Genomic DNA, 26,891 nt, shown 5'->3' with positions numbered 1-26,891 from the left:
TGTTAATTTCTTTAGTGCGTCTTATATAACAACTCCAAGCCAATAACCCCGATCCGCTCTTCCTTCGCCATCAGCCCTTCCCTCGATATTCACTCGGCGTTTGGCCGGTGAACTTCTTGAACTGCCGCATGAAATGGACATCGTTCTCATAACCGCAACTCGCAGAGATCTGGCAGACGGTATAGGTGGTGTTCTTCAGTAAATAGGAGGCATGGCCCACACGATTAAGGATGATGTCGCTGACGGCCGGAATGCCGAAGATCTGCTTATAGATCTGCTGAAAATAGGACGGGCTCATGTTCATCCGCTCCGCCAGTTGTTCGACAGAATACCAGGTGGAGGGGGAGCTGAGCACTTCATTTCTCAGATTCAGGAACGCGTCATAGTATTTGCTGACCGGCTGGCTGGCCTCTACGTGATGCCGCATATCGCTAAGCTTCATGAACAGGCAACGAACAATGGAGTCGATAATCTCATGGCGGAAGCTGCCGTTCTGCAGATTCTCCCAGTGCAGCTCATTTACTTTTCTGGTGATATAGAGCGGGTCATGGGCCTTCATTAAGGTATCCAGCGGCAGCTTCAAGCGGTCAAACCAAGCATCTGCCCCCTCCAGCTCAAAATGGAACCAGTCATGCACCAGCGGCAGCTCGGCATCCTTGTAGTAATAGTGGCTGTCTCTGTTATAGATGATGTAAGTATTCGGTTCAGCATACACGCTCCGCGTCTGAAGCCTCAGCTCCATCCTGCTCCGAAAGAATACAAAGACGTAATCGCCGGAGCCCTCCGGGCGGTCAATCGTTATGCCCTCTGGATGAATTACATTCGAACCGCACCGCTTCAGGGTGAACATATACATTTCCACCTTTTTAGATAATAGATCAGTCAATAGATAGGATAAATCATTTTCTTTCGCGGGACAAGGGAGTACTCTGTGATAGTGAATATGGAGAATACTTCAGTAACGAGAAAGAGGGTTAATTCTAGTATGACTGGAACAGCGACGAAAGCAGGTACGAAATTCTATACCCCTAACTACCCGAGACCCCAATTTGTCCGCAGCCAGTGGCTGGATCTGAACGGAGAGTGGGACTTCAGCTTCGACGATGATCATGTTGGCGTTGCGGCGCGCTGGATGGACCATTTTCCGGCGACACACACCATTAATGTTCCATTCACCTACGAGACAGCGGCCAGCGGCATTGGTGAGGAGACCTTCCACCCACGGATCTGGTACCGCAAACAACTCGTCCTGTCACGGGAAGCGGAAGGGAAACGGACTGTGCTGCATTTCGAAGGCGTAGATTATAAAGCGGTCTGCTGGGTGAACGGCGGCTTCGCAGGGGAGCATGAGGGGGCGTATGCCCGGTTCTCCTTCGATATTACCGATCTGCTCGGGCAGGATGGCGTGAACGAAATTGTGCTGCTGGTGACCGACAGCGATAGCTGTCTACAGCCCCGGGGCAAGCAGCGCTGGGCGGGCCGGAACCACGATTCTTTCTATATGCAGACGACAGGCATCTGGAAAAGTGTCTGGCTGGAGCATGTCCACGCTACCCGGCTGGGGACGGTGAAAATGACGCCCGACATCGATCGCCAAATGATCCGGCTGGATTACCGCATGCATGGCCTGACAGAAGCTCAGGAGCTTAGGCTGGAGACCGAAATTACGTTTCAAGGCCAACGAATAAATAAGCTTAGCCTGTCGGTGGACAGAGCATGGATGACCGTGGAAGTCAGCATGATGGGCGGCATTAACGGGCCTTGGCTGCAGAACCTGTGGTCACCGGGGAATCCGAACCTTTTTGACGTAGAGTTCGTGCTGTATGCGGGGGAACAGGAGATTGACCGGGTCGGCTCGTATGTCGGAATGCGCAGCATCTCGATCAAGGACGGCCAGATCCTGCTGAATAATATCCCCCTGTACCAAAGACTGATCCTGGACCAGGGCTACTGGACCGATAGCCATCTGACCCCGCCGTCGGAAGAAGCGCTGATTCAAGATATTGAAGCGATTATGGAGATGGGCTACAACGGTCTGCGCAAGCATATGAAGGTGGAGGACGCCCGGTTCCTGTACTGGTGCGATGTCAAAGGCCTATTGGTCTGGTCAGAGATGGCAGCCGCCTATGAATATAACGACGAGGCTCTGGAGCGGTTCACCAAGGAATGGCTGGAGGTCGTGCAGCAGCAGTATAATCATCCGTGTATCATCACCTGGGTGCCTTTTAACGAATCCTGGGGGGTGCAGAATATTCTTCACGAAGTCCGGCAGCAGACATTCACGGAGGGGATCTATCACTTGACCAAATCTATCGATCCCTATCGTCCGGTGATTACGAATGACGGCTGGGAGCATACGGTGTCCGACATTCTGACGCTGCATGATTATGTAGAGCGGGGAGAGGCGCTATATGCAACATACAAGGATAAAGACTCTATTACAGGCAGCGGCGGCACGTATAACGAATGGAAGTTTGCTTTTGCAGAAGGTTACAGCTATAAGGGGCAGCCGGTCATCATCAGCGAGTATGGGGGGATTGCCTTCCAGAGTGAGCACGGCTGGGGTTATGGGCATCAGGTGGATAGCGAGGAAGCTTTTCTGGAGCGGTTCGGCAGTTTGACCCGTGCGATTCAGGCCATTCCGTTCATCTCCGGGTACTGTTATACACAGGTTACGGACGTTCAGGATGAGGTCAACGGCTTAATGACTGCACAGCGCGATCCGAAGGTGCCGCTTGCACGGATTAGGGAGATTAACCTGCGCCTGGGGATGTAAACTCTTTCAAAAAGCACCGAAGGGGTTGACGAACGGAGATTATTACACTATCATTCATAATAGTTACAAAAAATTAATATTTGTCAGGCAGCATTAGCCGGCAAGAAAGGAGACTGAGTTCTTTTTGAAAAAAGGAATCGTGTGGCTACTGAGTATTGTACTATTGCTATCGTTTGGATCTGAAAGAGCATCTGCGGATGACAGCTCCAGGCTTGACCAAGAGGTTAATGAGGTTATGGGAACTCCATATAAATGGGGGGGCACCAAGGCATCTGAAGGGTTTGACTGTTCCGGATTTATAATATACATATTTGGCAAGTTCAACTTAGATCTTCCGAGAACATCCAAGTCGCAGGCAAGTGCAGGCGAATATGTAGCCAAGTCCGATTTACGTCCTGGAGATCTTGTCTTTTTCGAAACCGGGGGCAACGGCATCTCGCATGCAGGCATCTATGTGGGCGACAACAAATTTGCACATTCCTCAAGCAATAAGGGCGTTACGATCACCAGCTTGTCATCAGGTTACTATAAAGAACGTTATGTTACCGCCAGAAGAACCATTTCTGAGAGCACGTATCAGAAGATAACTGGCAATTAATTCGATCACTAATCCTTATATTATAAACAAACGGCGACGCTGCCCTGGATCTACCGGGGCGGGTCGCCGTTTTTGGTAGAGGTTTATGACTTGGCTGGCTCCTCGATATGCACCATCACCCGCACCAGATAGTCCTCAGGACGCTTCATAACGATCTCATCCAACAGGAATTCCTCGTAAGCATCTCCTTTAATAACATAATGATTCTTGTCAATGTAATCAAAAATCTGCGGATAAATCTTCTCGGTATCCTCATAATCAGCCCGGGTGTAAGACACAAGATAGTAGCCTTCCGGCATATATTCTTGTTCGTGATGCTGTGTAGTGATGAAGCTGAACATATAGGAGATCATATCCCCGTCCCGCCTCAGCAGGTCCTCCTTACATATAATGGCCCCGCCCGGATATCCGGCAGGTGCATTCTCCTTATGCAGACGTTCCTGGAAATCATCCCACAGCTCCTCGTTTAATTCCCGCCTGGATTCGTGAACACGGCAGCTGCGCAGGATCGGCTTCCGTTCTTGGTGGACGACAACCATCCGGCTGGTATCCACATTCAGAGAATGCTCGATATTCTCCGCGCGCTGGAGCATCATTTCCTTGGCCAGGTTGAGCTTCGCGATCTGCTGCTGAACTACCTCCTCCTGCTTTCGCAGAAGCTCCAGGGTACTAAGAGGAGAACGGTGCTCCAGATACGCCCGGATATCCTCCAGCGACATACCCAGCTCCTTGAAAATATAGATCACGCCAATCGTATCGAGCTGGCTGCGGATGTAATACCGGTAGCCGTTGTCAGCTACGAAGGCGGGCTTGAATAGATCAATCTGATCATAGAAAATGAGCGTTTTGCGCGGAACACGGGACAGCTTGGAAAAGGCGCTAATGGACATCAAATCATTCTTAAGCATAGCCATCTTAATCTCCTTCGAAATAACGGGTTGACTGTATAGTTACTATACAGTTTATAATAACCTCTGTTCTTACGGTTAATCAACTTGTTCACAACAAAGAAGGAGAATGCTTATGATCAGGAAGTTATTGCAAAGTGTGCGGGAGTATAAGAAGGATACATGGCTGACCCCTATATTTTTGCTTGGAGAGGTTGCCATGGAGGTGCTGATTCCCTTGCTCATGGCTGAATTAATTGATCAGGGTATTACCGGGGGACAGATGAACCAGATCGTGAAGTATGGACTGATCCTGATCCTGTTCGCTCTGGTCTCCATGGTATTCGGCGCACTTGCCGGTAAACACTCGGCCACCGCGATGTCTGGCTTCGGACGAAATCTGCGGGAAGACCTGTTCCGTCATGTGCAGCGGCTGTCTTTTTCCAATATGGATAAATTCTCGACCTCAGGAATTGTCACCCGGCTGACCACGGATATAACGCATGTGCAGAATGCATTTCTTATGATTATTCGCATTGCGTTCCGCAGCCCGGTGATGATTATTTTTGCAACGATTATGACCTACAGGATCAGTCCTACCATCGCGGGGTGGTTTGTAATCGTTATTCCTTTGCTTGCGGCAGGGATGATGCTTATTTTGAAGTTTGCCTTCCCGGTCTTTGAACGTGCCTTCGACAGCTACGACGCTCTGAACAAGGTTGTTCAGGAGAATGTCCGAGGAATTCGGGTGGTCAAATCCTATGTGCGGGAGGAGCATGAGGTATCCAAGTTTCAGGAAGTATCGCAGAGGATTTTTGCGCAGATGGCAAAAGCAGAACGTATCTTGGCCTATGAGCTGCCTCTTATGCAGGTGGTTCTGTATAGCGTGATGCTGATCATCTCCTGGATCGGAGCCAAGCTCGTGGTGGGCGGCAACATGACGACCGGAGAGCTGACAGGCGTATTCGCTTACTCCATGCAAATTCTGATGAGCCTGATGACGCTGGGGATCGTGATCGTGATGGTGGCGATTGCCCGCGCTTCTGCCGGACGTATCCATGACCTGCTGGATGAACAGCCGGACATCACAAGTCCGGGTTCCCCGGTAACTGAACTGCATACAGGCGAGGTGGAGTTCCGTAACGTGTCCTTCCGTTACTCCAGTAAGGCCAAGAAGGATGCATTATCCGGGATCAACCTGCATATTCGCTCGGGACAGACGATTGGCATTATCGGCGGGTCGGGCAGTGCCAAGTCCACATTGGTGCAGCTCATTCCGCGTCTCTATGATGTCACCGAAGGCGAGGTGCTCGTTAGCGGAACGAATGTGAAGGACTATGATCTGCATATGCTGCGGAGTCAGGTCGCTATGGTGCTGCAGAAAAATGTACTGTTCGGCGGCTCCATCAAGGACAATCTGCGCTGGGGGAATGAAGCGGCTACCGACGAAGAGCTGATCGACGCCTGCAAGGCTGCACAGGCCCATGAGTTCATCACGGCCTTCCCTGACAGATATGATACCCGGCTGGATCAAGGGGGGACGAATGTATCCGGCGGGCAGAAGCAGCGGTTATGTATTGCCAGAGCTTTGCTGAAGAAGCCCAAAATCCTGATTCTGGATGATTCGACCAGCGCAGTGGATACACGCACAGATGCACTAATCCGGACCGTGTTCAAGGAGAGTATTCCGGATACGACCAAGATCATTATTGCCCAGCGGATCGCGTCTGTGGAAGATGCAGATCAGATTATTGTGCTGGATGACGGGGAGCTGGCGGATATCGGGACGCATCAGGAGCTTTTGAGCCGGAGTACGATCTATCAGGAAGCTTACAACACACAGACGAAGGGAGAGGAAGCGCAGCATGAACAACATTAATTATGGCAGAACGATTAAGCGGCTTCTGGCCTACTTCAAGCTCTTCAAGTTCAGAACCGCGCTAGCCCTCCTGCTGGTGCTGGTAAGTTCTGCGGTATCTGTAGCTTCCGCTACGTTCCTGAGACTGCTCATCGATGACTTCATCACGCCGCTGCTTGGCGATCAGCATCCGGTATTCGACGCCTTGTTCCAGGCACTAGCCATTCTAGCTGTCATTTATGCCGCCGGTGTCCTCAGCACATTTATCTCCAAGCGGCTGATGATTACAATCTCACAGCTCATTATGAAAAGAATCCGTGACCATCTGTTTGCTCATATGCAGAAGCTGCCGATTAAGTACTTCGACCGCAAGGAGCACGGTGACATTATGAGTCACTACACGAATGACGTAGATACACTGAATATGATGCTTACAGACGGATTGCCGCAATTGCTGTCTACGGTTGTGACGGTCATAGTGGTGCTGGGCACGATGCTGTATCTGGATGTCCCGCTGACGATTGTAGTGGTATTAGGCGCATTGGTGATGCTATGGATTACCAAGAAAGTAGGGGGAAAAGCGACACACCACTTTTTCGAGCAGCAGGAATCTATCGGCGCACTAGACGGATATATCGAAGAAATGATTCACGGGCAAAAGGTAGTGCAGGTATTCGGCCGTGAAGAGCGATCCATCGAGCAGTTCGCACAGCTGAATCATGAACTATTTGAGAATTCCACGACAGCCAACAAGTATTCCAACATTCTGATGCCGGTGAATGCCAATCTGGCTACCTTAATCTATGTGCTGGTGGCAATAGCGGGTGGGGCCATGTCGATATCCGGCTGGAATGAAGGCTTGACGCTGGGAAGTATTGCGGCGTTCCTGAGCCTGTCCCGTAACTTCACGATGCCGATTGCTGAAATCTCCTCCCAGATCAATATGTTCGTGGTGGCGCTTGCGGGCGCACAGCGGATCTTCAACCTGATGGATGAACAGCCGGAAGAGGACGAGGGACGTGTGACCCTGGAGCAAGATAAGCAGGGCTCAGGATGGGCATGGAGGCTGGAGGACGGCTCTGCCGTAAGGCTTGCCGGGAAGGTGGAGTTGAAGGATGTGTGCTTCACGTATGACGGGAAGAAGCAGGTGCTGCAGGAGATTACTTTATATGCGAAGCCTGGGCAAAAGCTTGCTTTTGTAGGCGCTACAGGGGCCGGAAAAACGACCGTGGCCAACCTGCTGAACCGCTTCTACGATATCACGCAAGGCGAGATCATCTATGACGGCATCAATATACAGCGTATCCGCAAAGCGGACCTGCGCCGGTCGCTTGGTATCGTTCTGCAAGACACGCATCTGTTCTCCGGCACGGTGGCCGATAATATCCGCTATGGACGGCTGGAAGCCACTGACGAGGAGGTTATGCAGGCCGCCAAGCTGTCCTATGCCTCGAGCTTCATCGAACGCTTGCCGGACGGATACCAGACTCAGCTGGATGGGAACGGGAATGGGCTGTCACAGGGCCAAAGCCAGCTGCTGGCGATTGCCAGGTCAGCCATTGCCAATCCGCCGGTGATGATTCTCGATGAAGCAACCTCATCCATCGATACCCGGACGGAAGCGCTGGTACAGAAGGGGATGGATAATCTAATGGATCACAGAACCGTGTTCGTCATCGCCCACCGCCTGTCCACCGTAAGGAATTCCGATGCCATCATGGTGATGGACAAGGGCCAGATCATGGAGCGCGGGGATCACGGAGAGTTGATCTTACGGAAAGGCATTTACTATCAGCTGTATACAGGAGCGTTTGAATGGGATTGAGTACATCAACCCAAGTTCAAAACCTTCACCAGCAGGAAGCCTAACCCGGACAGAAGTATTGATCCGATCAAGCCGGCTCCGAAGGCCTTGAGGCCCATGCGTCTAAAAGCAGCCAAATCTACGTTCAGGCCGAGTCCCGCCATAGCCATTGCCATGAGGAAGTACGCAACGAGTACAAGCTTATCCGTGAATTCTTCAGGGATGATCTGCAGAGTATTGACGGTGCTCATTAGCAGGAACCCCAGGATGAACCAAGGAACCGGTACAGATCTCCAATTGGATGGTCCGGTCTCCGGGTTCGCCTGCCGCTCCTTGCGGTTGGCCCAGATTCCGATGAGTATAGCAATCGGCACCAGCATGGTGACACGCGTTAATTTGACGATGACTGCCAGATCAACCGCCTGCTTGCCGGCTGGCCCGGTTGCTGCAATGACATGAGCAATTTCATGGAGGGTGGCCCCTGAGAAGATGCCGTAGCCCAGTGGAGTCAAGTTAAGGAAAGGGTAGAGCAGGGTATACGCCAGTGTAAAAAGGGTGCCTAAAATCGCAACGGTTGCCGCGCTGATCGCCGTCTCCTCGTCACTTGCTTTGAGCTGCGGAGCGATGGCTACTACCGCTGCCGCTCCGCAGATCGCCGTGCCGCAGGCCGTCAGCAGTCCCAGTCTGTTTTCTACCTTGAACAGTCTCGCAAGCACAAGCACCGTACAGATTGTGAACCCAATACAAACCAAGGCGATCAGCAGCACCTTGGGGCCAGCCTGAAGGATATCCTTCAGGCTAAGCCGCATGCCCAGCAAAATGATGCCATACCGCAGGAGCTTTTTGGAGGTAAAGGAGATGCCGGGTGTTAAATAACTTGGAACGCCTAGCGTTGCTCTCCAGATCATTCCGAGCAGGATGGCTATTACTAATTGCCCCATAATGCTCAAGAAGGGGAAGATAGATACGTATTTGGCGAACAGGGCCAGCATTAGAGGCAAAGCGATACCGAGCGCAAACCCCAGTTTTTTCTTTTCCTCCATGTGTACCGCGAGTTGTGGATTCATCGAAGTCACGTCCAATAGGTTGGATTTAGTTCCTTTAAACACTATATTCAGTTATGATTGATTAGGGAAATACGGATTTTAAATCTATATCATAATAAATTGTTATCTTAAAGGTGGTGCGCGGTCGATCATGCTTGAATCCTTGGTAGTCTATGTAACGGTTGTGGAGCAGCGGAACTTTTCCAGGGCGGCAGAGCTTCTGCATCTGTCACAGCCTGGAGTCAGTCTGCAGATCCGTAATCTGGAGAAGGAACTCGGCGTAAAGCTCATGAACCGTTCGCCCAAATGGGTGAAGTTGACGGAAGCGGGAGAACTCTTCTATAGACGGGCGAAGGAAATGCTGAATCTCTATGAGTCCGTGAAGCTGGATCTGGCCCGGCTGCATGATACCGTCAGCGGAAGCTTACATATCGGGGCAAGCTTTACGATTGGCGAATATGTGTTGCCCCGGCTGTTCTCATCCTTCGCCAAGCAATATCCTGACGTGGACATGGGTATGACGATTGCCAATTCCACGGAGATTGTTGCGGCCTTACGGGAGAATAAGATTGAAGTGGGGCTGATCGAAGGGAGTATCGAGGGGCCGGATCTTCAGGTTGTCCCTTTTATGAGAGATGAGTTAATCATTGTCGCTGCAGAGAGTCACCCGCTCGTGAGATCGGGGGGCACGGAGATTGCCTTACTCCAGGATCAGATATGGGTGCTGCGGGAAGGGGGTTCAGGAACACGTTCGTTCAGCAACCGCTTTTTTGAACATGCAGAGTTAAGGATTAAGCGCTCTTATGAGATCAACAGCAGTCAGGGGGTGAAGGAGGCTGTGGCTGCCGGACTGGGCATTGCAATTCTTTCGAAGTGGGTGGTCCGCAGGGAGATTGAGACCGGTCAGCTCATGGAGATTTCGGTGCCGGGCCTGAGCCTGGAAAGAGACTTCTCGATTGTGCGGCTCACCGGTCATATTCCCAGCAGAGCAAATGAGGTGTTCGTGGAGAGATTGGTTAAGCTGGATAGTACATTTTAAATAAAAGATTGAAACAAGAGAAAAGATGGATAATAATGAGAAAGTTAACTTTATCAAATTAATTGGGGGAAAAGCAATTGCGTAAACGGAGAGTAACCAGCACCTTTTTAATCACTATTTTTGCAGTATTCTATTTATTTAGTGGAGTATCGGCTGCTAACAGCATCTCACCAAGTAGTGACTTCAAACCATTATGGAACATCTCAAATGAATCTGAACTGGATATGTTCCTACAAGCACCGTACCATGTGCCTAATACCAATACAGTTTATATTCATACCAATACCTTTGTGAATTCTGAGACAAAAAGCTGGATGGTTAGTGTAGTTTCAGCGGTAGATAAGACTACAGGTAAGAAAAAATGGTCATTTGAGTTTTATAAAAAAGGGATGCCTTATCCATGGACTACTTCTGACTTCGCTTATAGTCAAAGCGGTTCTATCTATGCCTTGGTGAAAGACGGGGGTGGGTCAAGATTATATTCTGTTAACTCCTCCGGGAAGCAGAATTGGGTGATAAACGTTCCGGATGCCCAGGACCTATACGCAATGAACAATGGTACAGTGTTGTTAATAAACTCCGATAATGTAGATTCAAAAGGTAACCGCACACCATGGGCTTATGCATATAGTCAAAACGGAAAAAAGATGGGGGAGAAATCACTAACACAAATGTACTCGGTTATAGACGGACAATATCTTGTCACGCAAACCGGGCCATTTGGAAAATCCAAACTTGAAGTGTTTGGCCCAACGTTAAATCGATTGTTTACTTATACGCCTCCTGCAGGAGCAGTGTTATACGTTGACGAAATGTCCTGGCGCATAAATAAAAGTGATATTCTTCTGCGAATGAACTTACCAAAAACAGGAAACCGGTTAATCGCAATAGATTCAAAAGGCAAGACGTTGTGGGGAAAAAATATAGCTGGAGACGCTTCGGTTCAATCCATAGGCGAGAATTATGCAGTATATGAGAATAATGAGTTAAGTGTTTTTGGAGCAAAAGGACTCATTGTAAAAAAGCCAATTCAATTAGGTGATCCTATGAATGTGGTCTTAAAAACTACAGATAATAAGATTAGAATTCACTCTGAAAATTGGATGGACATTCTTGATCCAATTACACTTAATATTATGTATCATATTCCGTATGATGAGAAACAAATGACGTATTATTATGCCGGAGATGGATATCTTTATTTATTAAGAAATAGTTACCAATTATTTCAGTTTAAATTAGACAAGGTAACAAATTCAAAGTAGCTAAATGGAGAGCATTTTTATCGTTAAAAGTTAATATTAATAGCCATTAATGAAACTACCGCTGATGATGCAGCGGTAGTTATTTTTGTAGTCAACTATAAAGTTATCTTATAACTTCTTCACAAAACCCGTATTTCTTTTAATATATAATTAATCAATATTTCATCATATTTTAAAGTAATTATATATATTGTGTCACTTATTATTAAATTCAAATTCTAACCTTTACTTTATAGAATTAAATACTCTTATATGTAAAAAATATATTTGATGAATTTACTCTTGTTTATATATAAATAGATTGCATCGTGTAATATAATGTAAATAATATTGTTTCTATAAGGAGGCAAAGCCATGTCGACAGTACCAGACAAAGTATTTATTTCATACTCCTGGAGTTCACCAGAACACAAAGCTTGGGTGATTGAACTAGCAACAAACTTAGAAAGAGATGGGATAGAAGTTATTTTGGATGATTGGGATACAACGGAAGGGCAAGATCTCAATAAATTTATGGAGAAGATGGTAAATGATTCTGACATAAAAAGGGTGTTGGTAATTAGTGATAAAATTTATGCTGAGAAAGCAGACGGCAGATATGGTGGGGTTGGTACAGAAACAACAATTGCTTCTATAGAAGTATACAAAGATTCAGACCAGAGTAAATTCATCGCTCTTATCGCAGAAGTTGATGATAATGGAAATGCATATTTACCTACTTATTTGAAAGGAAAAAAATACATAGATATGTCCTCTCCACAAAATTTTGAAGAAGGATATAGAAAACTTATAAGAAATTTATATCATAAGCCAGAAAATCCTAGACCAGAAAGGGGGACGGCTCCTAAATGGCTTATGCATGATGAAAAAAAAAACCTAAGTAACAGTAGTACCCATTTAAATATACTAAAAAAGATTGCTGATTCAAGACCAAATAAATTAGACAATGCATTCAATCAATTTCTCTCAGCATTTCTTAACGATTATAAATCATATTCTACAAGATTTGAATCAAATACAGAATTAGATAGAATAGCATTTGAGTGTTTCGAATCAATGATTGAGTTGAGAGATATATATGTTGAGGGTATAGAGACCTATTTTAATTATGCTGATGAGATTAAAGTAAAATACATAATAAATTTATTAGAAGATATATATCCTTTAATTTATACAAGAGATGAGACACAAAGTTCTTTTTTTGAATCACAGTTTGATCATATGAAGCTCTTTGTTATGGAAATAATACTATATACTGTAGCAGTTTTAATAGAATATGAGCGATATAAGGAATTAGAAACTCTCCTTAAGAATCATTATTTTGTTATAGACAGATCTTCGAGAGAAATTCATGGACCCGTGTGCATTTTTCAATTTCATCCTGATACTCTTTCTAATTATATGCGGAGACAAAATGAATGGATTTCTCCAATAGGGGAATTATTAACAAAGCGAACTACTATACCAAAGTATTCTAATGCACAAATAATACAAGCAGATTTATTAATTTATGTATTATTGTATTTCTACAATCTCAGTGATGAGTATTTTCAGTGGGATCTTTATATGGGCCCATATATTAGAGAGAATACAGTGCCTTTTTTCAGGAAATTACGGAAGAAGAGTCACTTTAATGATGTACAAGAACTTTTTGGTGTGGAAAATGCTACTCAGATGAGTGAAAAAATGAACGCTTTAATAGAATATACCAATAAAAATTATAGAAATCATTCTAGATCAGGTATACATAGATTAGCGGCTGTTCTTGTTCCTAACGAAATAAATAAATATTAAATTAGATTGGTACTAATTATACTTCATCAACATGTGGTATATTATGAAACCAATTTTGGTTACCAGGTGCGGGAATTGTAAGATTTTGATTGCTTTAACTTTGCATAAGCCGGTCTATGAAGCCGGCTTTTTATTATCAGTTAACTATTTCAAAGAGAGCATCTAAACGGACTCTCTTTTTTAATTATTAATTTTGTCATTGATTGCAATGGAACCAGTTTTAAGTACAGTAACAATCAATCTCAATAGTTAGCAAGTTGGTATATATGACGCATTGACTGACAGTGACTGGTTTTGCAATAAATGCACTTTTAAGTGGGGATTCGTGATAGCTGAGTAACAAGGACTCTTACTCTAAAATCTTAAGCAGACCCACATTTATCATTTTTAGGCAAGGCAAATTCGATACTATATAGAGTGAACATAAGATTCCAACTTGCTATATTGACGAAACCCTTGTTCCATAAGGGTTCCGTTTAGTCAATACACCATCATTTCTTAAGTTCAAATTATATAGATAAAAGTGCTTTCTCAACCAAGCATTTAAGTGGCATTATCTACAATACTTTGAACTGAGTTGCAATGAATTCGTATTGATACGGGAGGACGGCAATTCTGGAGTTTCTGGTAAACAAATAGGTGAGATAAGAGGAGGAAACTATTGTGAAAAGAAGTTTTGATATATTCGAATTAATGAAAAATGAGCCTATGAAAAAGATAGTTATATCAGTTGGAGAAGTGGGGTTAGATCAGGCATACGATAACGGGTTAATAAAGAGCATTCCAGTTCTGAGAACAATTGCTGATACATTAGAGTTAATCGACAGTATTCGCAATAGACATTTGTTTATAAAGCTAGGTTTATTTTTTGAGGAGCTTTATAACATTCCTTTAGAAGACAGACGCCGCTTTATCGAAAAACATACCAAGAACCCAAAAAAACTGAGCCAGCAAATCTTAGTCTACTTGGATAGACAAGAAGCAAAGGAAAAGGCGAAAATTCTGGCCAAAGTCTTTTCGGCTTTTTTGTACGAAAAAATTGACTCTGCCACATTTGCTAGATTGTGTTCCATCCTGGATAAGGTTGTTATTGAAGATCTGAATATTCTAACAAATGAGTTCTTAAGACAGACTGGTTCAACAATTGAAGATAATCAGCAAATCTGGTTTTTGGGAACTGAGTATGAGCACTTAGTTGCAACTGGTATGGTGATCGAAAATACAGGCTTCGGCTTAAATCCGGGCCAAGTTTCTATGAACTACTTTGGACTTGAAGGTGAGGTATACGAGTATTCTCAATTTCACTTAACTCACTTGGGAATAAAATTAATTAAATATGGATTGCTGGATTAACGTCAAGTTTCCTTATTAGGAACAAATATTTCTGCAAAATAAGCAATAGTCTTGAACTTTTTACAGAATACAACTAAATGATTTCCCCCTGCTGAGTACAAAGCATTGATAAAACAGGTCCCAAAAAGAGAAAGACCAGCCCTCGATGTGTTGCTCCAATTTTTTCTGTATTCCTTTTTCGCTACTTAAGATTGTCGGGTCACTGTTTAGAAAGTATAAGCATTGCTATTCTAAGTTTATGGTATTAAAATGCCTCGTAAAAAGAAAAACGATCGTCGTGAGACACTCATATGTAATATAAATGCTGAAATGTGAGAGTCACACTGTCCGATAATGGTAGTACCGTACGTGAAGGAATCATATAAGTAGTAGACGTATAAGGTGTATATCCTGATATCCAATAATTATGAAGCAGCTGGGAGAGTTTTACAGTAGGGAGCTTCATATATGACTCTCTTGGCCATCTAAATAAGACGAAAGTGATAGTTCACAGCAATTATCGTAGTGGTCAGGGTGATCTTATCTCACTAACGAGCAAGTGAGTAGGAACTTCCTTATCGGCACCAAAAGAAATTTATGTAAAAATCTCTAAAGTGCCTCGTCAAGCTTTAACATCGAATATTGTGAGAAGTTTGAGCAACTGAGATCTATACGATATCGATATATGAGATATCGTAGACTAAAAAACACTATATAATGACGTAATGGTAACTGGGAATAAGCCTAAGAAAGCATAAATAAAGGAGGTTTTGATTTGACATTTATATCCGTTAACAAAGAACTTATTTGCAGTAATTTAAGCAAGAATAAACTGAATAGAATTATAAGTATTTACTATGGTGAAAAAGTAAAACGTGATGAGTTAGAAGCGTATGAACAAGGGCTATACGATTATTTAAAAGAAGAATATCCTTCACGTGAACGATTGGAGCAAGCATTAGGTGAAATTCAACATTTCAATGATTTATCGAAAGACTTCTTGGTGATGGCTATTAACTTTCAGATTTCCGCTGCTGAAGTTGTTTATTATATGGCCAGCGAGTCAAGCATAGCTCGCCTAGACACACTTTTTTTCCCCACGGTGTACCTGTACAGACAAAGTATAGAACTTCTGCTCAAAGCGATTTATTTTCAAGAGGTACAGGATCAATCTGAGAGAAAGTTATTCATTGGAAGAACCCGACATGATTTGAGCACATTATATCAAGAGGTGACGGCCTTACCTATTAATCCGGATCAAGATAAGGCAGGATATACATGGTTAGCAGACTTTTTTGACAATATAAGCTTGTTTGATAAAGTGTCGGATTCTTTTCGATACCCTTACAAGTTTCATATGACTAACGATGTGTTTGATCGACATTTAAAAGTTAAGAAGGTGTTCGAAGAACGAAAAGATATAGATTTAATTAAGCTTTCAACAAAGTTTAGTTATGCTTTTGCTTTGCTCCAACGTTTAATAATAGAGTTGCCTCAAGAATGTAATGAAATCCCTTATGCAGTTGACAAGTTAGGCGATTTCATTGATAACCCTGATTGTAGTTCCGAATTTTTAGAAGAGGGTGGACATTATTATTTGAGATGTGTTATAGGTGAAGATTACAGACCAACAGATTTCAATCGCTATGCGGATGTGTATAGCGATTGCGCCGAGTACCTATATAAAAAACGAATAAGCGATTTTACGGAGAACCATAGAAGTAACATAAGCTGTTATCATCCTGTTTGCTATTTATTACGCAATGCGATCGAATTATCTTTAAAAAAGCTTTGTGCAAGATGTGCAGAATACGATGAGGCTATTGAGTTAATAAGCACAAAGAAACACAATCTGCTTGGACTATGGAATGGTTCTAAAGATAAGCATGCTGAAGGACCAATGAATTTTTTTCCGATTCCACACTCAAATCAAATTGATTTTTATGTAAAATTGGTAAATGGAGTGGATGAAACTTCTTCACGTTTTAGATACCCGACAGATAACAATCTTGAACATTATAACCCTGTTCCTTATCGTTATCATTTCGGTATCCATTATTACTTGTTAAGTACTTGTTTTGAAAGAATCCGGGTTACTGAGTATATTATTGACGAAGCTACTGACGGTAGAGAAGACTATAGGGAGCTTCGAATATGAATACTCTGTGTTTTAAATAAAGCAGGTTTTTAGTATTTCTAATCGACATTGACCTATTTTAAAATGATACTTCTTCATATTTTACGGCTAGAGGATTGCATCAAGAATGAAGATCCTCCTAACTTTTACTTATCACATGATTTCGATTTATCACAAGTAGAATTTTTCCAATCATAATTACGGCATGTTTCTTATGGGGTAATCGGTTTATTACTCGTAAAATTTGATGATACCGATTAAAAAGTGGCACTTAATAATTTCCTATATGGAATAACTGTTAAATGCATTTAACAGGAAACATACTGTTGAAAAGAAAAAGGGGCTGTTCCAATTTGGTGTGGCTTCTTTATATTTGTTAGAGACTATCACCATTATATGAAAATACTTAGTCCGTAGTCCTCTGTTAACATTTTATGAAGGTATACCAGATATCTTTGTCGAACTTGTGATTAAGCAATTTCTATAAAATAGAAGGGGTGCGTTCAAGTATGAGTCTAATAAATGAGAATCAACTCGATGAGTGGGTACGTGGAAATACACGAGAAGCTCAAGGGAAAATAGTTGAACTTGTTTGGCGATTGGTTGCTGTGTCTTCTCCGAATCCGAAAGAGCGCAGGTTTCCACTAGGAGATAGTATTGGACAGCCAGGTCCTGACGGATTATTAAATACTGAATATAGTTTTGATCCTTTTGTACCTGAAGGGAGATCGTTCTGGGAAATTGGTACTGGATATAACGCTAGAGACAAAGCAACATCGGATTATCATGGATTGACTGACGCAACTCCAGAAGAGGTAAGGAAAGAATCAACATTTGTCTTCGTTACACCGCTTTCTGGTAGAAGGGATTGGCAGCATACATGGAAAGAGAACGCGCAAGCTGAATGGTTACATAGTAGACGACAGAACAACGAGTGGGCCTATGTTCGTGTAATAGATGGATCCGTACTTATAGATTGGTTGCACCATTTTCCCGCTGTAGAAACATGGCTTGCAGAGATTATGAATTTACCTATCCAGTACATACAAACTGCAGAGCAACATTGGGGAGATTTAAAAACTATAGGAGACCCTCCGCCTCTTACACCGGAAGTCTTTCTTACTAACCGCAATGGGGCTAGTGATAAATTGAATGAACTATTTTCTGGAACATTGTTTCAACTTAAAGTAGACACCCTCTTTCCTGAACAGGTAGCAGATTTTGTTGCTGCTCATGTTGCATCCTTAGATGAAGAATCGAAAGTGGATATTGCCGGGCGCTGTCTTATCATTTCGAATGTGGAAGCTTGGAATGCAATGGTTTCTCTGAAAACACCTCATTTTCTAGTTGCAAATTTTGACCTTGATGAGACAGAAACAAGTACAAAACTTCTGGAAAGAGCACGTAGAGGCAGGCACTTGGTCATCTTTAGCGGAAGACCAGGCGGGATACCGCATCCGAACAGAGTTACTATTCCAAACCCTAAAAGTTATCAATTGAAAGAAGCTTTGGTTAAGGCCGGATACAACGAGGAACGAGCACGTACTCTAGCGCAGAAAAGTGACGGTAATTTAAGCTCCTTACTTAGATGTATCCAACATCTTTCATTGATGGCGGAATGGGCTCAAAGAACGGATGCAGCTGAACTTGTTATTGCAGAACTACTTGGTGCATGGAATGAACGGTCTGATGCAGATAAATCAATCGTGGAGAAACTTTCGGGAAACCTTTACGGGGATTGGATCGGAAAGATTCGTGATATTTCGCTTCGTTCGAACAGTCCCCTAATCAATAGAGAGGGTAACTGGAAGTTTGTTTTGCGATACGAGGGATGGTATGCTCTTGGACCACGAATATATGATGAACTTCTCGACCGATTTAAAGAAATTGCATTGACAGTTTTAAAAGAACGCGACCCTCAATTCGATTTACCTGGTGATCAGAGGTATGCGGCTAGTATATACGGTAAGAATTTAAATCATTCAAAGCTAATTAGGAAAGGGATAGCAGAAACATTGGCATTGCTAGGAAGCCAAGCTCAAGCGTTGATATCATGTTCCTCAGCAAAAGCTGTGATGACGGCTTCCACAACAATTAGGGAACTCTTTTTTGGTGCAGACTGGATCCTTTGGGCCAGCCTGAATGATCTTTTACCATTATTTGCTGAGGCAGCTCCAAATGAATTTCTTGGTTCAGTTGAAGAAGCATTAGCAAATGAACACTCTCCATTTGAGAGCGTTTTTTCGCAAGAGGGAACAGGATTGATGGGGCACAATTACATGACAGGATTACTTTGGGCATTGGAAACCTTAGCTTGGGATGCTGAATATTTAACCCGTGTAGTTATGATACTTGGAGAACTTGCTCAAAAAGATCCAGGTGGAAACTGGGCTAATCGTCCTGCTAATTCTCTCTCGATTATCTTATTGCCGTGGTTGCCTCAGACTAGTGCCTCAGTTTCAAAGAGAAAAGTAGCTGTCTCAACCCTTTTCCTAGAGTTTCCTGATGTTGCGTGGAAATTACTATTAGAGTTTCTTCCTAGTTCACATCAAGTCTCATCAGGTTCTCATAAGCCATCGTGGAGAGAACTAATTTCAGATGATTGGACTAAAGGTGTTACGAATCAAGAATATTGGGAGCAGATATCCGGATATGCACGATTACTAATAGAAGCTTCTAAGCATGATTTATCAAAACTAAATGAATTAATTTCACGTTTCTCAGACTTGCCCCAGCCAGTGGGTGATGAACTGTTAAGTTACTTGAGTTCTCCAGAAGTTCTTTGTTTACCTCAAGAAGCTCGCTTTAAAATATGGAATGAACTTACGGTTCTTATTTTAAGACACAGAAAGTTTTCAGATGCAAAGTGGTCAATAACTTCGAAAATGGTTGATAATGTCCAAACTGTTGCCGACAGTCTTTCTCCCGTAGACCCATTTTATCGAAACCAACGAATCTTTAATGACTATGATTCACATTTATTTGAGGAACTTGGGAATTATCAAGAACAACAGAGAAAGCTAGATGAGCTTAGACAGAACGCTGTAAAGGAAATCTTGGTTTCAGGGGGTGTTGAAGAGCTTCTAAACTTTGCTAAGGTTGTTGAGCATCCAATGTATGTAGGACTTGCTTCAGGCGTACTGGGTGAGGAGGACGTTATTGAAAAAGCTATTCTTCCAGAATTAATTATTTCGAATATGGATTCATTGTCGAGGTTTGTTGGTGGCTTTATATTGGGGGCATTCCGTAAACATGGGTGGCAATGGATTGATAATCTCGATTTTTCAAATTGGAGTAAACCCCAAATTGCGCAACTGCTTGTATATCTACCTTTCAGTTCAGAGACGTGGGGGAGGTTAGAAAATCTTCTTGGAGAGGACCAAATACTATATTGGTCCCTAACAAATGCAAATCCATATGAAACAGAAGAACAATTGGATTGGGCAATTGATTGTTTACTTCAATATAATCGACCGCATGCCGCTGTCAAATGCCTGGACAAACTATTACATGATAAAGGCACTATTGATAGCCAACAAGCTGTGCGTGTGCTACGAGCAGTGCTTGCTTCCCCTAAGGGTATTCAATCAATTGATGCTCATGACATTGTAGAGATTATTAAGGCTCTACAGAATGAAGAGAAAACAAACCAAGATGAGCTTGCACAAATAGAATGGAATTATTTGACTTTGCTTCGACATTATCCTGATGCAAAACCAAAAATTTTAGAGCAACAACTAGCTGAACAACCAACTTTTTTTTGTCAGGTCATACGCACAGTGTTTCGCTCCAAAAATGAAGAGCAACAAATTGAAGATGATTCATCGGAGGATAAGAAAAATATAGCATCAAATGCTTATAACTTACTTAGAGAATGGAGTAAACCACCAGGTAGTCGGGAAGGGACATTCGATGGAGATTTTCTGATTAATTGGCTTGAAGAAGTGAAAAAACTTTCTCATGAATCAGGCCATTTGGAAGTCGCACTTACTATGGTTGGACATGTGCTCATTTATACACCTGCTGATCCAGATGGACTTTGGATACATCATTCTGCAGCCAAGGTATTAAATGAAAAAGATGCTAAGGATATGCGGGAAGGTTATAGAACTGAATTGTATAACTCGAGAGGAGTTCACTCCTGGACAGCAGGTAAAGAGGAAAAAGAATTAGCTGAAAAATATAGGAAGCAAGCAGAAGAAGTAGAACTTCACGGGTACCATCGCTTAGCAGACGTACTTCGTCAGTTGGCCTCTTCCTACGAATATGAGTCACAACTTCAGGCATCTGAAAATCTTTTTGAGGACTAAGACCTAACAAGAGCATTTTACTAGGTCCCCGGAATAAAATTTCGGGGATTTTTCGAACAGCAATAATATGAAACAATGGCAAAGTAACATTTCAAATATAAGAAATATTAATTTATAGTGACGCATCAAACTATAGGATTGCTTAATGTCAGAAAAAAATAATGTTTTAGACTGAAAAATAAAGTGTTAGACCGAGAAAATAAAGTTGTAGACTGAGAAAATAAAGTACTAGACTGTCGAGGGCATTAAGCTAACGGGCAGGATAGAGAATATGCAAATCAAAAGACGATACAAACATTCGCGGATTTCTCAGAAGTGGAAGGCTCATTTTCCTATACCATAAACACCACTTTATGGTATATCTAAATGCGATTATCAAATCAAATTCATATGACGAAGTGGGTCAACAAAATGGATTTTCGGAAGTTTCGGCTTACATATGGGGTAATTGCCCTATCATTAATCGTTTCAGGCTGTACTTATGCAGAAAAAGAGAAAGCCGCTGAAGGAGCGGTTAGTGATCTAGTTGTGGCAAATGAGTCAACTGCTACTCCTTCTACTGCTGCAGTTGCAATACGGGAGTATATTTTGAAAGACAGCTCGAATACGTTGCTATCCCCTGAAAAGATCGGCAGTCTGGACAACCGTATCCTAAAGCTTGCGCGCAACGAGATATTTGCAAGGCACGGGTATGTATTTAAACAGAAGGATTTGAAGGACTACTTTGCCGCCAAGCCTTGGTATCATGCAGACTCTGCCTACAAGGAGCATCTTAGCCCGATTGAGAAACAGAACGTTGCGCTACTTCGTGACTACGAAGCCAAATACGCTGGCTATAAGCTCGAACCTTCTCATACAGATGACGTCCATTTACGTGGTTATATAGGCGATTCGGGCTTTAAACAGAAGAAGATGAAAGTGGATCTGAACGGAGATGGTCGTGAAGAAGAGATCCAGTTAATACCGCCGGAAACGGAATTAGGGGTCTTTAAGCTGAAGGTGAATAACATCACGATGGAGGTGGACAGTGAGCTGCTTCCTTATGTGGATATTGTCGATCTGGATATTGATGATCCATATTTCGAGATTGCACTTCAAATGGATTCGCAGATGGTCTCTCTACGATCAACATCTTTCTATGCCTATGACGGCGAAACCCTCAAGCAAATAGGTGAGCTTCCCGATTTCTCGGCACACAGCTCGATGTTTGACGGCCATGGGAGAGTGGTCAGCGCAAAAGAAAGCAGTAACTTTCAGACCTGGTTCCGTAATTTGGTATTCCGTCTGGATGCCGAACATTCTCTCCATGAAGAGCAACAGGATTTTTATCCGATGGAACCACCGACGCCTTTAACGATCAAAAAGGAAATTGCCGTGCGGTTTCATAAAGATGGCGTGGACGAAGCCTTTTCGCTGGAACCGGGAGACAACGTGAAATTCCTGGGTGACGACAAGCTCGGCCATATCAAGCTTCAAACTAGCACGGGTAAGGAAGTCTGGTACACCACAGGCGATGAGTACGTCGACTATAGTTGTTTTTTTGACGGGCTAATTTTATATGATTAGACGAAGGATGCCGGTGTAGGACCCGTTGCTAAAAGTATAGATGGACATTTATTTAAATCTCACTGGTGACGGATTAACGAGTAATAAACTGTTAAGCTAACGGGGTACGATAGCTCAATAATGACACAAAGGCAGTCGGTCAGTGGATCGGGCTGCCTTTGCTCAGCTAACGGGCAGTTTAGTGCGATATACGTTTGACGGTAGGGTATCGTTGATGGGTCGATCTTTACATTACTTATACTATAATAATCAAATAAGATTGTTTAAAGGAGAATAGAGGATAATGGTGCATTACAACAAAATACCGCCCTTGCTGGAAGAAATCATGGCATGGGAGAAGGAGATCACGCAGAAAGTTCCTTACTTGGAGACGCCGACAGGATATTTTTTGCAATTCGATCTAATGGACAACGGCGGTTACAGAAGTTCTCCGGCTGACACGATCATGTTCGCGGGTACAGGCATGGATGGCATTCATTTTTCCTTCTTGATGGATTTCGGTTCCGTAACTGATTTAAGTTTGGCGCCTATTATTCGTGTCGATCCCATGGATTTCGGAAATTGTGCGAAGATAGTCGCAAAAAATATCAGAGATTTTTTCACACTTCATTTTTCAGCTCATGAAGAGCTTCTGCTGAACGATTTTGAATCCAAGGTAAACTACCTGAACTATTTGAAAGAGCAGGAAGGAGACGACGAGGAGGAGAATGAGTATTTCGACAAAAAGAAGTGGCAACGGCAGAAGAGCGAGGTGCGTGACAAAGCTATGCAGCAATTCGGATTTCAGCCCATCCTTGACGGATATGCCTACATGCAAGAGGTACGGCGGGCACGACGGAACGAACTGATTGTGACTACTTCCGATGGTCTGGGGATCACTGTACGGGGCACTCCGGTCGATTGCTTAAACAGGCCAGTTCCTCACCCGTGGCATATGAAAGAAATTCCCGACAGGAAGGTTGAACGGTTAAAGTCCTATATTACTACCGCGGAGCAAGCGGGACTATTTGGCTTTATCCGTGATTGTCAGTTCCAAGGTGTGGATGATTACGAAGTTATCAAGGCGATCTGCGACAAGCTTATTTCGCTCGGTTTGCCCTTGGAAGCCAAAAGACTGGCACATTGTATGGACATATCATCGTTGAACTAACGGAGAACGTTAGTTCAACGACAACAGCGGCAGTCTAAGACTTTATTTTTCAAGTCTTGTTCCGTCGCTGCTTCTTTTAATGGATTAGTCTAAAACTTATTTTTCAAAAGCTGACGATTCTTCAATTCAAAAACCGCGTTAAATCAACGACTCCAGTCTAATACTTTATTTTCACCGAACACTTAAGTTATATTTAATTTACGTAAAATAATAATTTGACGAATAAATAACAATGAGATATATTGGATTCACGGAGGTTCGTACATATATGGATAAACAGATGAAAATGCACTACATGCAACGAATTGATGAGAAACTCTCTGTTTTGCCTTGGTATGTTACAGAATATATTGATAGCAAAAAACGCAAGTTATCTCCAACGACTCTTCTTAATTATTGTCATGATTACATTATTTTTTTCGACTGGCTTATCGCTGAGAATATTACTTCAACAATCCGGAAAGAAATACAATTAGAAACACTTGAGCGATTAACCATCCGTGAAACTGAAAACTTTTTGTCATTCCTGGATTATCAGCTTGGAAACAAGAAGCTTACGATTAATCGAAAACTATCCTCGTTAAAATCTTTGTTTGATTACCTTCAGAACAAAGCTGAGACCAGTGACCTGAAGCCTTATATTCAACGCAATGTTATGGCCAAGATGGATCTGAATGCTGTTAAAGAAAGCCAGGAAACTATTGCAAACCGCATTGAAGGAAAGATCCTTAGAGAAGACGATTTTGAATCGTTCAGACAATTTGTAGCCCATGAATTTGGCGAAATGCATAAGGATAATAAACGGATTTTTACATTTCATCAATTCAACCGCGAACGCGATACTGCAATTGTTTCGTTGATATTAGGCTCTGGGCTTAGATTATCCGAGGTTTCTGGCATTAATATGGATGACCTGGATATGAATAAAGCATTAGTTCGAGTGATCCGCAAAGGTGATAAAGAACAATACGTTTACTTTAGCAAACAGGCCTTAATGGATTTAGAAAGTTATCTGCAGATCAGGGAATCAAGATATTTACCAGAAAAAAACGATAGTTTTTTATTCATTGCAGCACCTGTTGGCCGTAAAGGAAAAAGCCGGCGTTTGACTGGACGTTCAATTGAAAAGCTGATTGAGAAATACGCTACTGCCTTTGGGAAGCCTTCCCTAACAGTACATTCGCTTAGACACTCGTTTGCAACGCGATACCATTTGGAAAACAACGATGTACCAAGGTTAAAGAATCAATTAGGGCATTCATCTATACAAACAACTATGATATATACACACTTGACAGATGAAGAGATGCGTAATGCTGTAAACAATATGGATAGATAAACCCGCGTTGCTTCGCGGTTTTTCTAAGACATCTGCACAAAACCCGTATTTTGTACATATGTATGTATGAAGACTAACAGCCTTTTGCATCACTGATTGTTCATTGTTGTACGCTATTCCTGTGTTAGTCCGCTTTTTTGAGTAACCCCCTTTTTTCTTGCAGTAAATGAAGTTATTGATTTAACACGAGACTAATCCAATAATAAAAGCAGTGGCAGTCTAAGACTTAATAAATAAAGTCTTAGACTGCCGCTGTTGTCGTTGAACTAACGTTTCCCGCGTGCACTAAGACGCTATTCTAACGGTAGTCCAATATAGACCCTTTTATTCCATTAAATAGTTGTATATTTATTCCACTTCATTCCTGTACCTTCCTGCTTTTGCGGTGATCTCCCTCTCATACAAGTGCGCGCTCCAGGAGCCCGCGTCAAAGCGACCCTGCAACACGTATCCTAGATTTACGTAGTATGAATTCAGTCTTGGGTTGTCGGCCATACAGTCGAGACGAAGCCGGCTGTTTCCAATGGCCCGAACATAACTCTCCGCGTAGCGAATGAGTTCACGGCCAATTCCTTCTCCCTTCCGTTTGCGTGAGACGCATAACCGATGAACATACCCTGCGTCCTCGTGAAGTTAAAAAAGAACCCTCAAATTACTTTAAGGGCTCTTTTATATTCAATTCATTCGAAGTATTTTTTTGTATACTTATCAAGCAGCGCCTCCACCTTATTTAATAGCTTTATGCCTTCTGCGCCCTTCTTTTCACCCGCATTATATTTGGTGAAATTTATTTTGGTCGTCTTCATGCTGTCCCGCATTAAAATGAACGCTTCCAGCTGGAGTTTTGCCCCTGCCAGATGGTAGTTGTATATTTCTTTCAACTCTGCATTATTTTTATTGGGTTTAATGTTTTTTAACCCGGATACATATTTAGTATAGTTGGGCACTACAGTATTGTTTAAAGCCAGGAAGATAGATTTTCTTGTTGAATTGTTTACGATTTTATTATATTGATTAATTGTAGTTATGGCTTTCTTTTCATAGTTATTTATGAGATGTAACTGATCAGTAAAATCTGAAAGGTCCTGTGCCATGATTTTTACTTGAATTTCTGCTGGGGTAAGTTCCTTTACAACAACCGACTTTGTTGGTTCAGGAGTTGGTTCAGGAATGACTGTATACTCACCTACTACTTGAACAGTGAATACATAAGGTTCAAACTTTTCTCCGATATTAACTGTTAAGGTAGCCGCCCCTTTATTCATTGCATGAAGTTCAGTAACCCATTGTGTTTTTCGGACTACCTTGATTATATTCTCATCGGAAGAGGTTGGAGTGAAGTCATAGTTTGTAACATCTGCATCGGTCCAGTCAGTGATGGCTATTTCGTAGGACTTCCACTCTCCAACTTTAATCTCAGTAGGTTTGGTCACTTTCGCAATATCGTTGATGTTCCGCGCAGCCGCGTGGATACTACCACTCCCTGATACAATTGATACTATAATTGCTAGTAATAACGAATAAATCAAACTCTTTCGTTTCATAATAATCTTGTCCCCGCTTAATTAATAGTAAAGCACTTACCATCTTTGCCAGATCATATCACGAATAGTTTGCGGGCAGCAAAAGCAGCAAATTACTTTCCTCCAATATTATACAGCTTAGGAGGCTGAGTTGTAGTAATATTTTTATTTTGAATGATATTAAGCCGTTCTTTCAGGGGACTTACATTAAAAAAAAATTATTGCTATCTTGTTTCTGCGGGTCAGCTTTAGCCAGTGTGTAAGTTGGCTTCGTAAAGCTAAGGTTTAAACGGTACAACAGGTCTCATGTTACCCGATCGGAATACCGAACGTCCCACTTGTGTTCGATCCATTTTCGAACCAGTGGAGAGGTCCAGTTCATCTGAGCTGGAAATCCCTGATCTTCGGGCGTTTGATTCGTTATAACTTCATAGACTTGTAGCTCTTGTTCTGCAGTTAACAGACGA

Annotated in this window: 17 protein-coding genes; 13 read left to right on the top strand and 4 right to left on the bottom strand. The window is 42.9% G+C overall.

The features are described from left to right. Positions 1-70: 70 nt before the first annotated feature. On the bottom strand, positions 71-850 hold the full coding sequence (locus NST43_RS15475) for an AraC family transcriptional regulator (protein ID WP_339225208.1): 780 nt from the start codon (positions 848-850) through the stop codon (positions 71-73). A gap of 135 nt (positions 851-985) precedes the next feature. Here NST43_RS15475 and NST43_RS15470 point away from each other — a divergent pair, with 135 nt between their 5' ends. Together NST43_RS15470 and NST43_RS15465 are read left to right on the top strand one after the other, a co-directional pair. Then, the gene (locus NST43_RS15470; RefSeq protein WP_339225207.1) at positions 986-2,776 is read left to right on the top strand and encodes a sugar-binding domain-containing protein; all 1,791 of its coding nucleotides are present in this window, start codon (positions 986-988) and stop codon (positions 2,774-2,776) included. 124 nt (positions 2,777-2,900) lie between these two features. Further along, entirely contained in the window at positions 2,901-3,374 is a 474-nt protein-coding gene (locus NST43_RS15465) for a C40 family peptidase (RefSeq protein WP_339225206.1), read from the top strand. 83 nt (positions 3,375-3,457) lie between these two features. On the opposite strand, the gene NST43_RS15460 is transcribed toward NST43_RS15465, so the two are convergent. Continuing rightward, positions 3,458-4,288, bottom strand: coding sequence for a MerR family transcriptional regulator (locus NST43_RS15460; protein WP_339225205.1), 831 nt, complete (start codon positions 4,286-4,288; stop codon positions 3,458-3,460). A gap of 109 nt (positions 4,289-4,397) precedes the next feature. On the opposite strand from NST43_RS15460, the gene NST43_RS15455 reads away from it, so the two are divergent. After that, the gene (locus NST43_RS15455) at positions 4,398-6,140 is read left to right on the top strand and encodes an ABC transporter ATP-binding protein (RefSeq protein WP_339225204.1); all 1,743 of its coding nucleotides are present in this window, start codon (positions 4,398-4,400) and stop codon (positions 6,138-6,140) included. Further along, complete coding sequence (locus NST43_RS15450) at positions 6,127-7,944, top strand: ABC transporter ATP-binding protein (RefSeq protein WP_339225203.1); 1,818 nt, start codon at positions 6,127-6,129, stop codon at positions 7,942-7,944. Before NST43_RS15455 ends, NST43_RS15450 begins: the two co-directional genes overlap by 14 nt. A 5-nt stretch (positions 7,945-7,949) precedes the next feature. On the opposite strand, the gene NST43_RS15445 is transcribed toward NST43_RS15450, so the two are convergent. Further along, positions 7,950-8,966 carry a YeiH family protein gene (locus NST43_RS15445; protein WP_339225202.1) on the bottom strand — a complete coding sequence of 339 codons (1,017 nt, stop codon included), beginning with the start codon at positions 8,964-8,966 and terminating at the stop codon, positions 7,950-7,952. Between the two features lie 151 nt (positions 8,967-9,117). Between NST43_RS15445 and NST43_RS15440 the strand changes: the two genes are divergently transcribed. The 9 genes from NST43_RS15440 to xerS all read left to right on the top strand — a co-directional run bounded on the left by NST43_RS15440 (position 9,118) and on the right by xerS (position 24,901). Further along, positions 9,118-10,008, top strand: coding sequence for a LysR substrate-binding domain-containing protein (locus NST43_RS15440; RefSeq protein ID WP_339225430.1), 891 nt, complete (start codon positions 9,118-9,120; stop codon positions 10,006-10,008). Positions 10,009-10,070: 62 nt separating this feature from the next. After that, complete coding sequence (locus tag NST43_RS15435) at positions 10,071-11,273, top strand: hypothetical protein (RefSeq protein WP_339225201.1); 1,203 nt, start codon at positions 10,071-10,073, stop codon at positions 11,271-11,273. Positions 11,274-11,627: 354 nt separating this feature from the next. Beyond that, entirely contained in the window at positions 11,628-13,067 is a 1,440-nt protein-coding gene (locus tag NST43_RS15430) for a toll/interleukin-1 receptor domain-containing protein (RefSeq protein WP_339225200.1), read from the top strand. 663 nt (positions 13,068-13,730) lie between these two features. Next, complete coding sequence (locus NST43_RS15425) at positions 13,731-14,420, top strand: hypothetical protein (protein ID WP_339225199.1); 690 nt, start codon at positions 13,731-13,733, stop codon at positions 14,418-14,420. A gap of 754 nt (positions 14,421-15,174) precedes the next feature. Then, complete coding sequence (locus NST43_RS15420; RefSeq protein WP_339225198.1) at positions 15,175-16,557, top strand: hypothetical protein; 1,383 nt, start codon at positions 15,175-15,177, stop codon at positions 16,555-16,557. 488 nt (positions 16,558-17,045) lie between these two features. Continuing rightward, complete coding sequence (locus NST43_RS15415) at positions 17,046-20,846, top strand: hypothetical protein (RefSeq protein WP_339225197.1); 3,801 nt, start codon at positions 17,046-17,048, stop codon at positions 20,844-20,846. Positions 20,847-21,257: 411 nt separating this feature from the next. Further along, complete coding sequence (locus NST43_RS15410) at positions 21,258-22,412, top strand: YARHG domain-containing protein (protein WP_339225196.1); 1,155 nt, start codon at positions 21,258-21,260, stop codon at positions 22,410-22,412. A 283-nt stretch (positions 22,413-22,695) separates the two neighbouring features. Continuing rightward, positions 22,696-23,562 carry a hypothetical protein gene (locus tag NST43_RS15405; RefSeq protein WP_339225195.1) on the top strand — a complete coding sequence of 289 codons (867 nt, stop codon included), beginning with the start codon at positions 22,696-22,698 and terminating at the stop codon, positions 23,560-23,562. 268 nt (positions 23,563-23,830) lie between these two features. Continuing rightward, a complete protein-coding gene (gene xerS / locus NST43_RS15400) occupies positions 23,831-24,901 on the top strand; it encodes a tyrosine recombinase XerS (RefSeq protein ID WP_339225194.1) in 1,071 nt (356 codons plus the stop codon). 680 nt (positions 24,902-25,581) lie between these two features. Here xerS and NST43_RS15395 read toward each other — a convergent pair. Further along, complete coding sequence (locus NST43_RS15395) at positions 25,582-26,445, bottom strand: hypothetical protein (protein WP_339225193.1); 864 nt, start codon at positions 26,443-26,445, stop codon at positions 25,582-25,584. Between the last annotated feature and the right edge of the window lie 446 nt (positions 26,446-26,891).

Origin of the sequence: Paenibacillus sp. FSL H8-0332 (genome assembly GCF_037963835.1) — a bacterium.
Classification (GTDB): domain Bacteria; phylum Bacillota; class Bacilli; order Paenibacillales; family Paenibacillaceae; genus Paenibacillus_AQ; species Paenibacillus_AQ rhizoplanae.
Note: the sequence above shows the minus strand (reverse complement) of the source record. Positions and strands in the feature narration are given on the sequence as shown.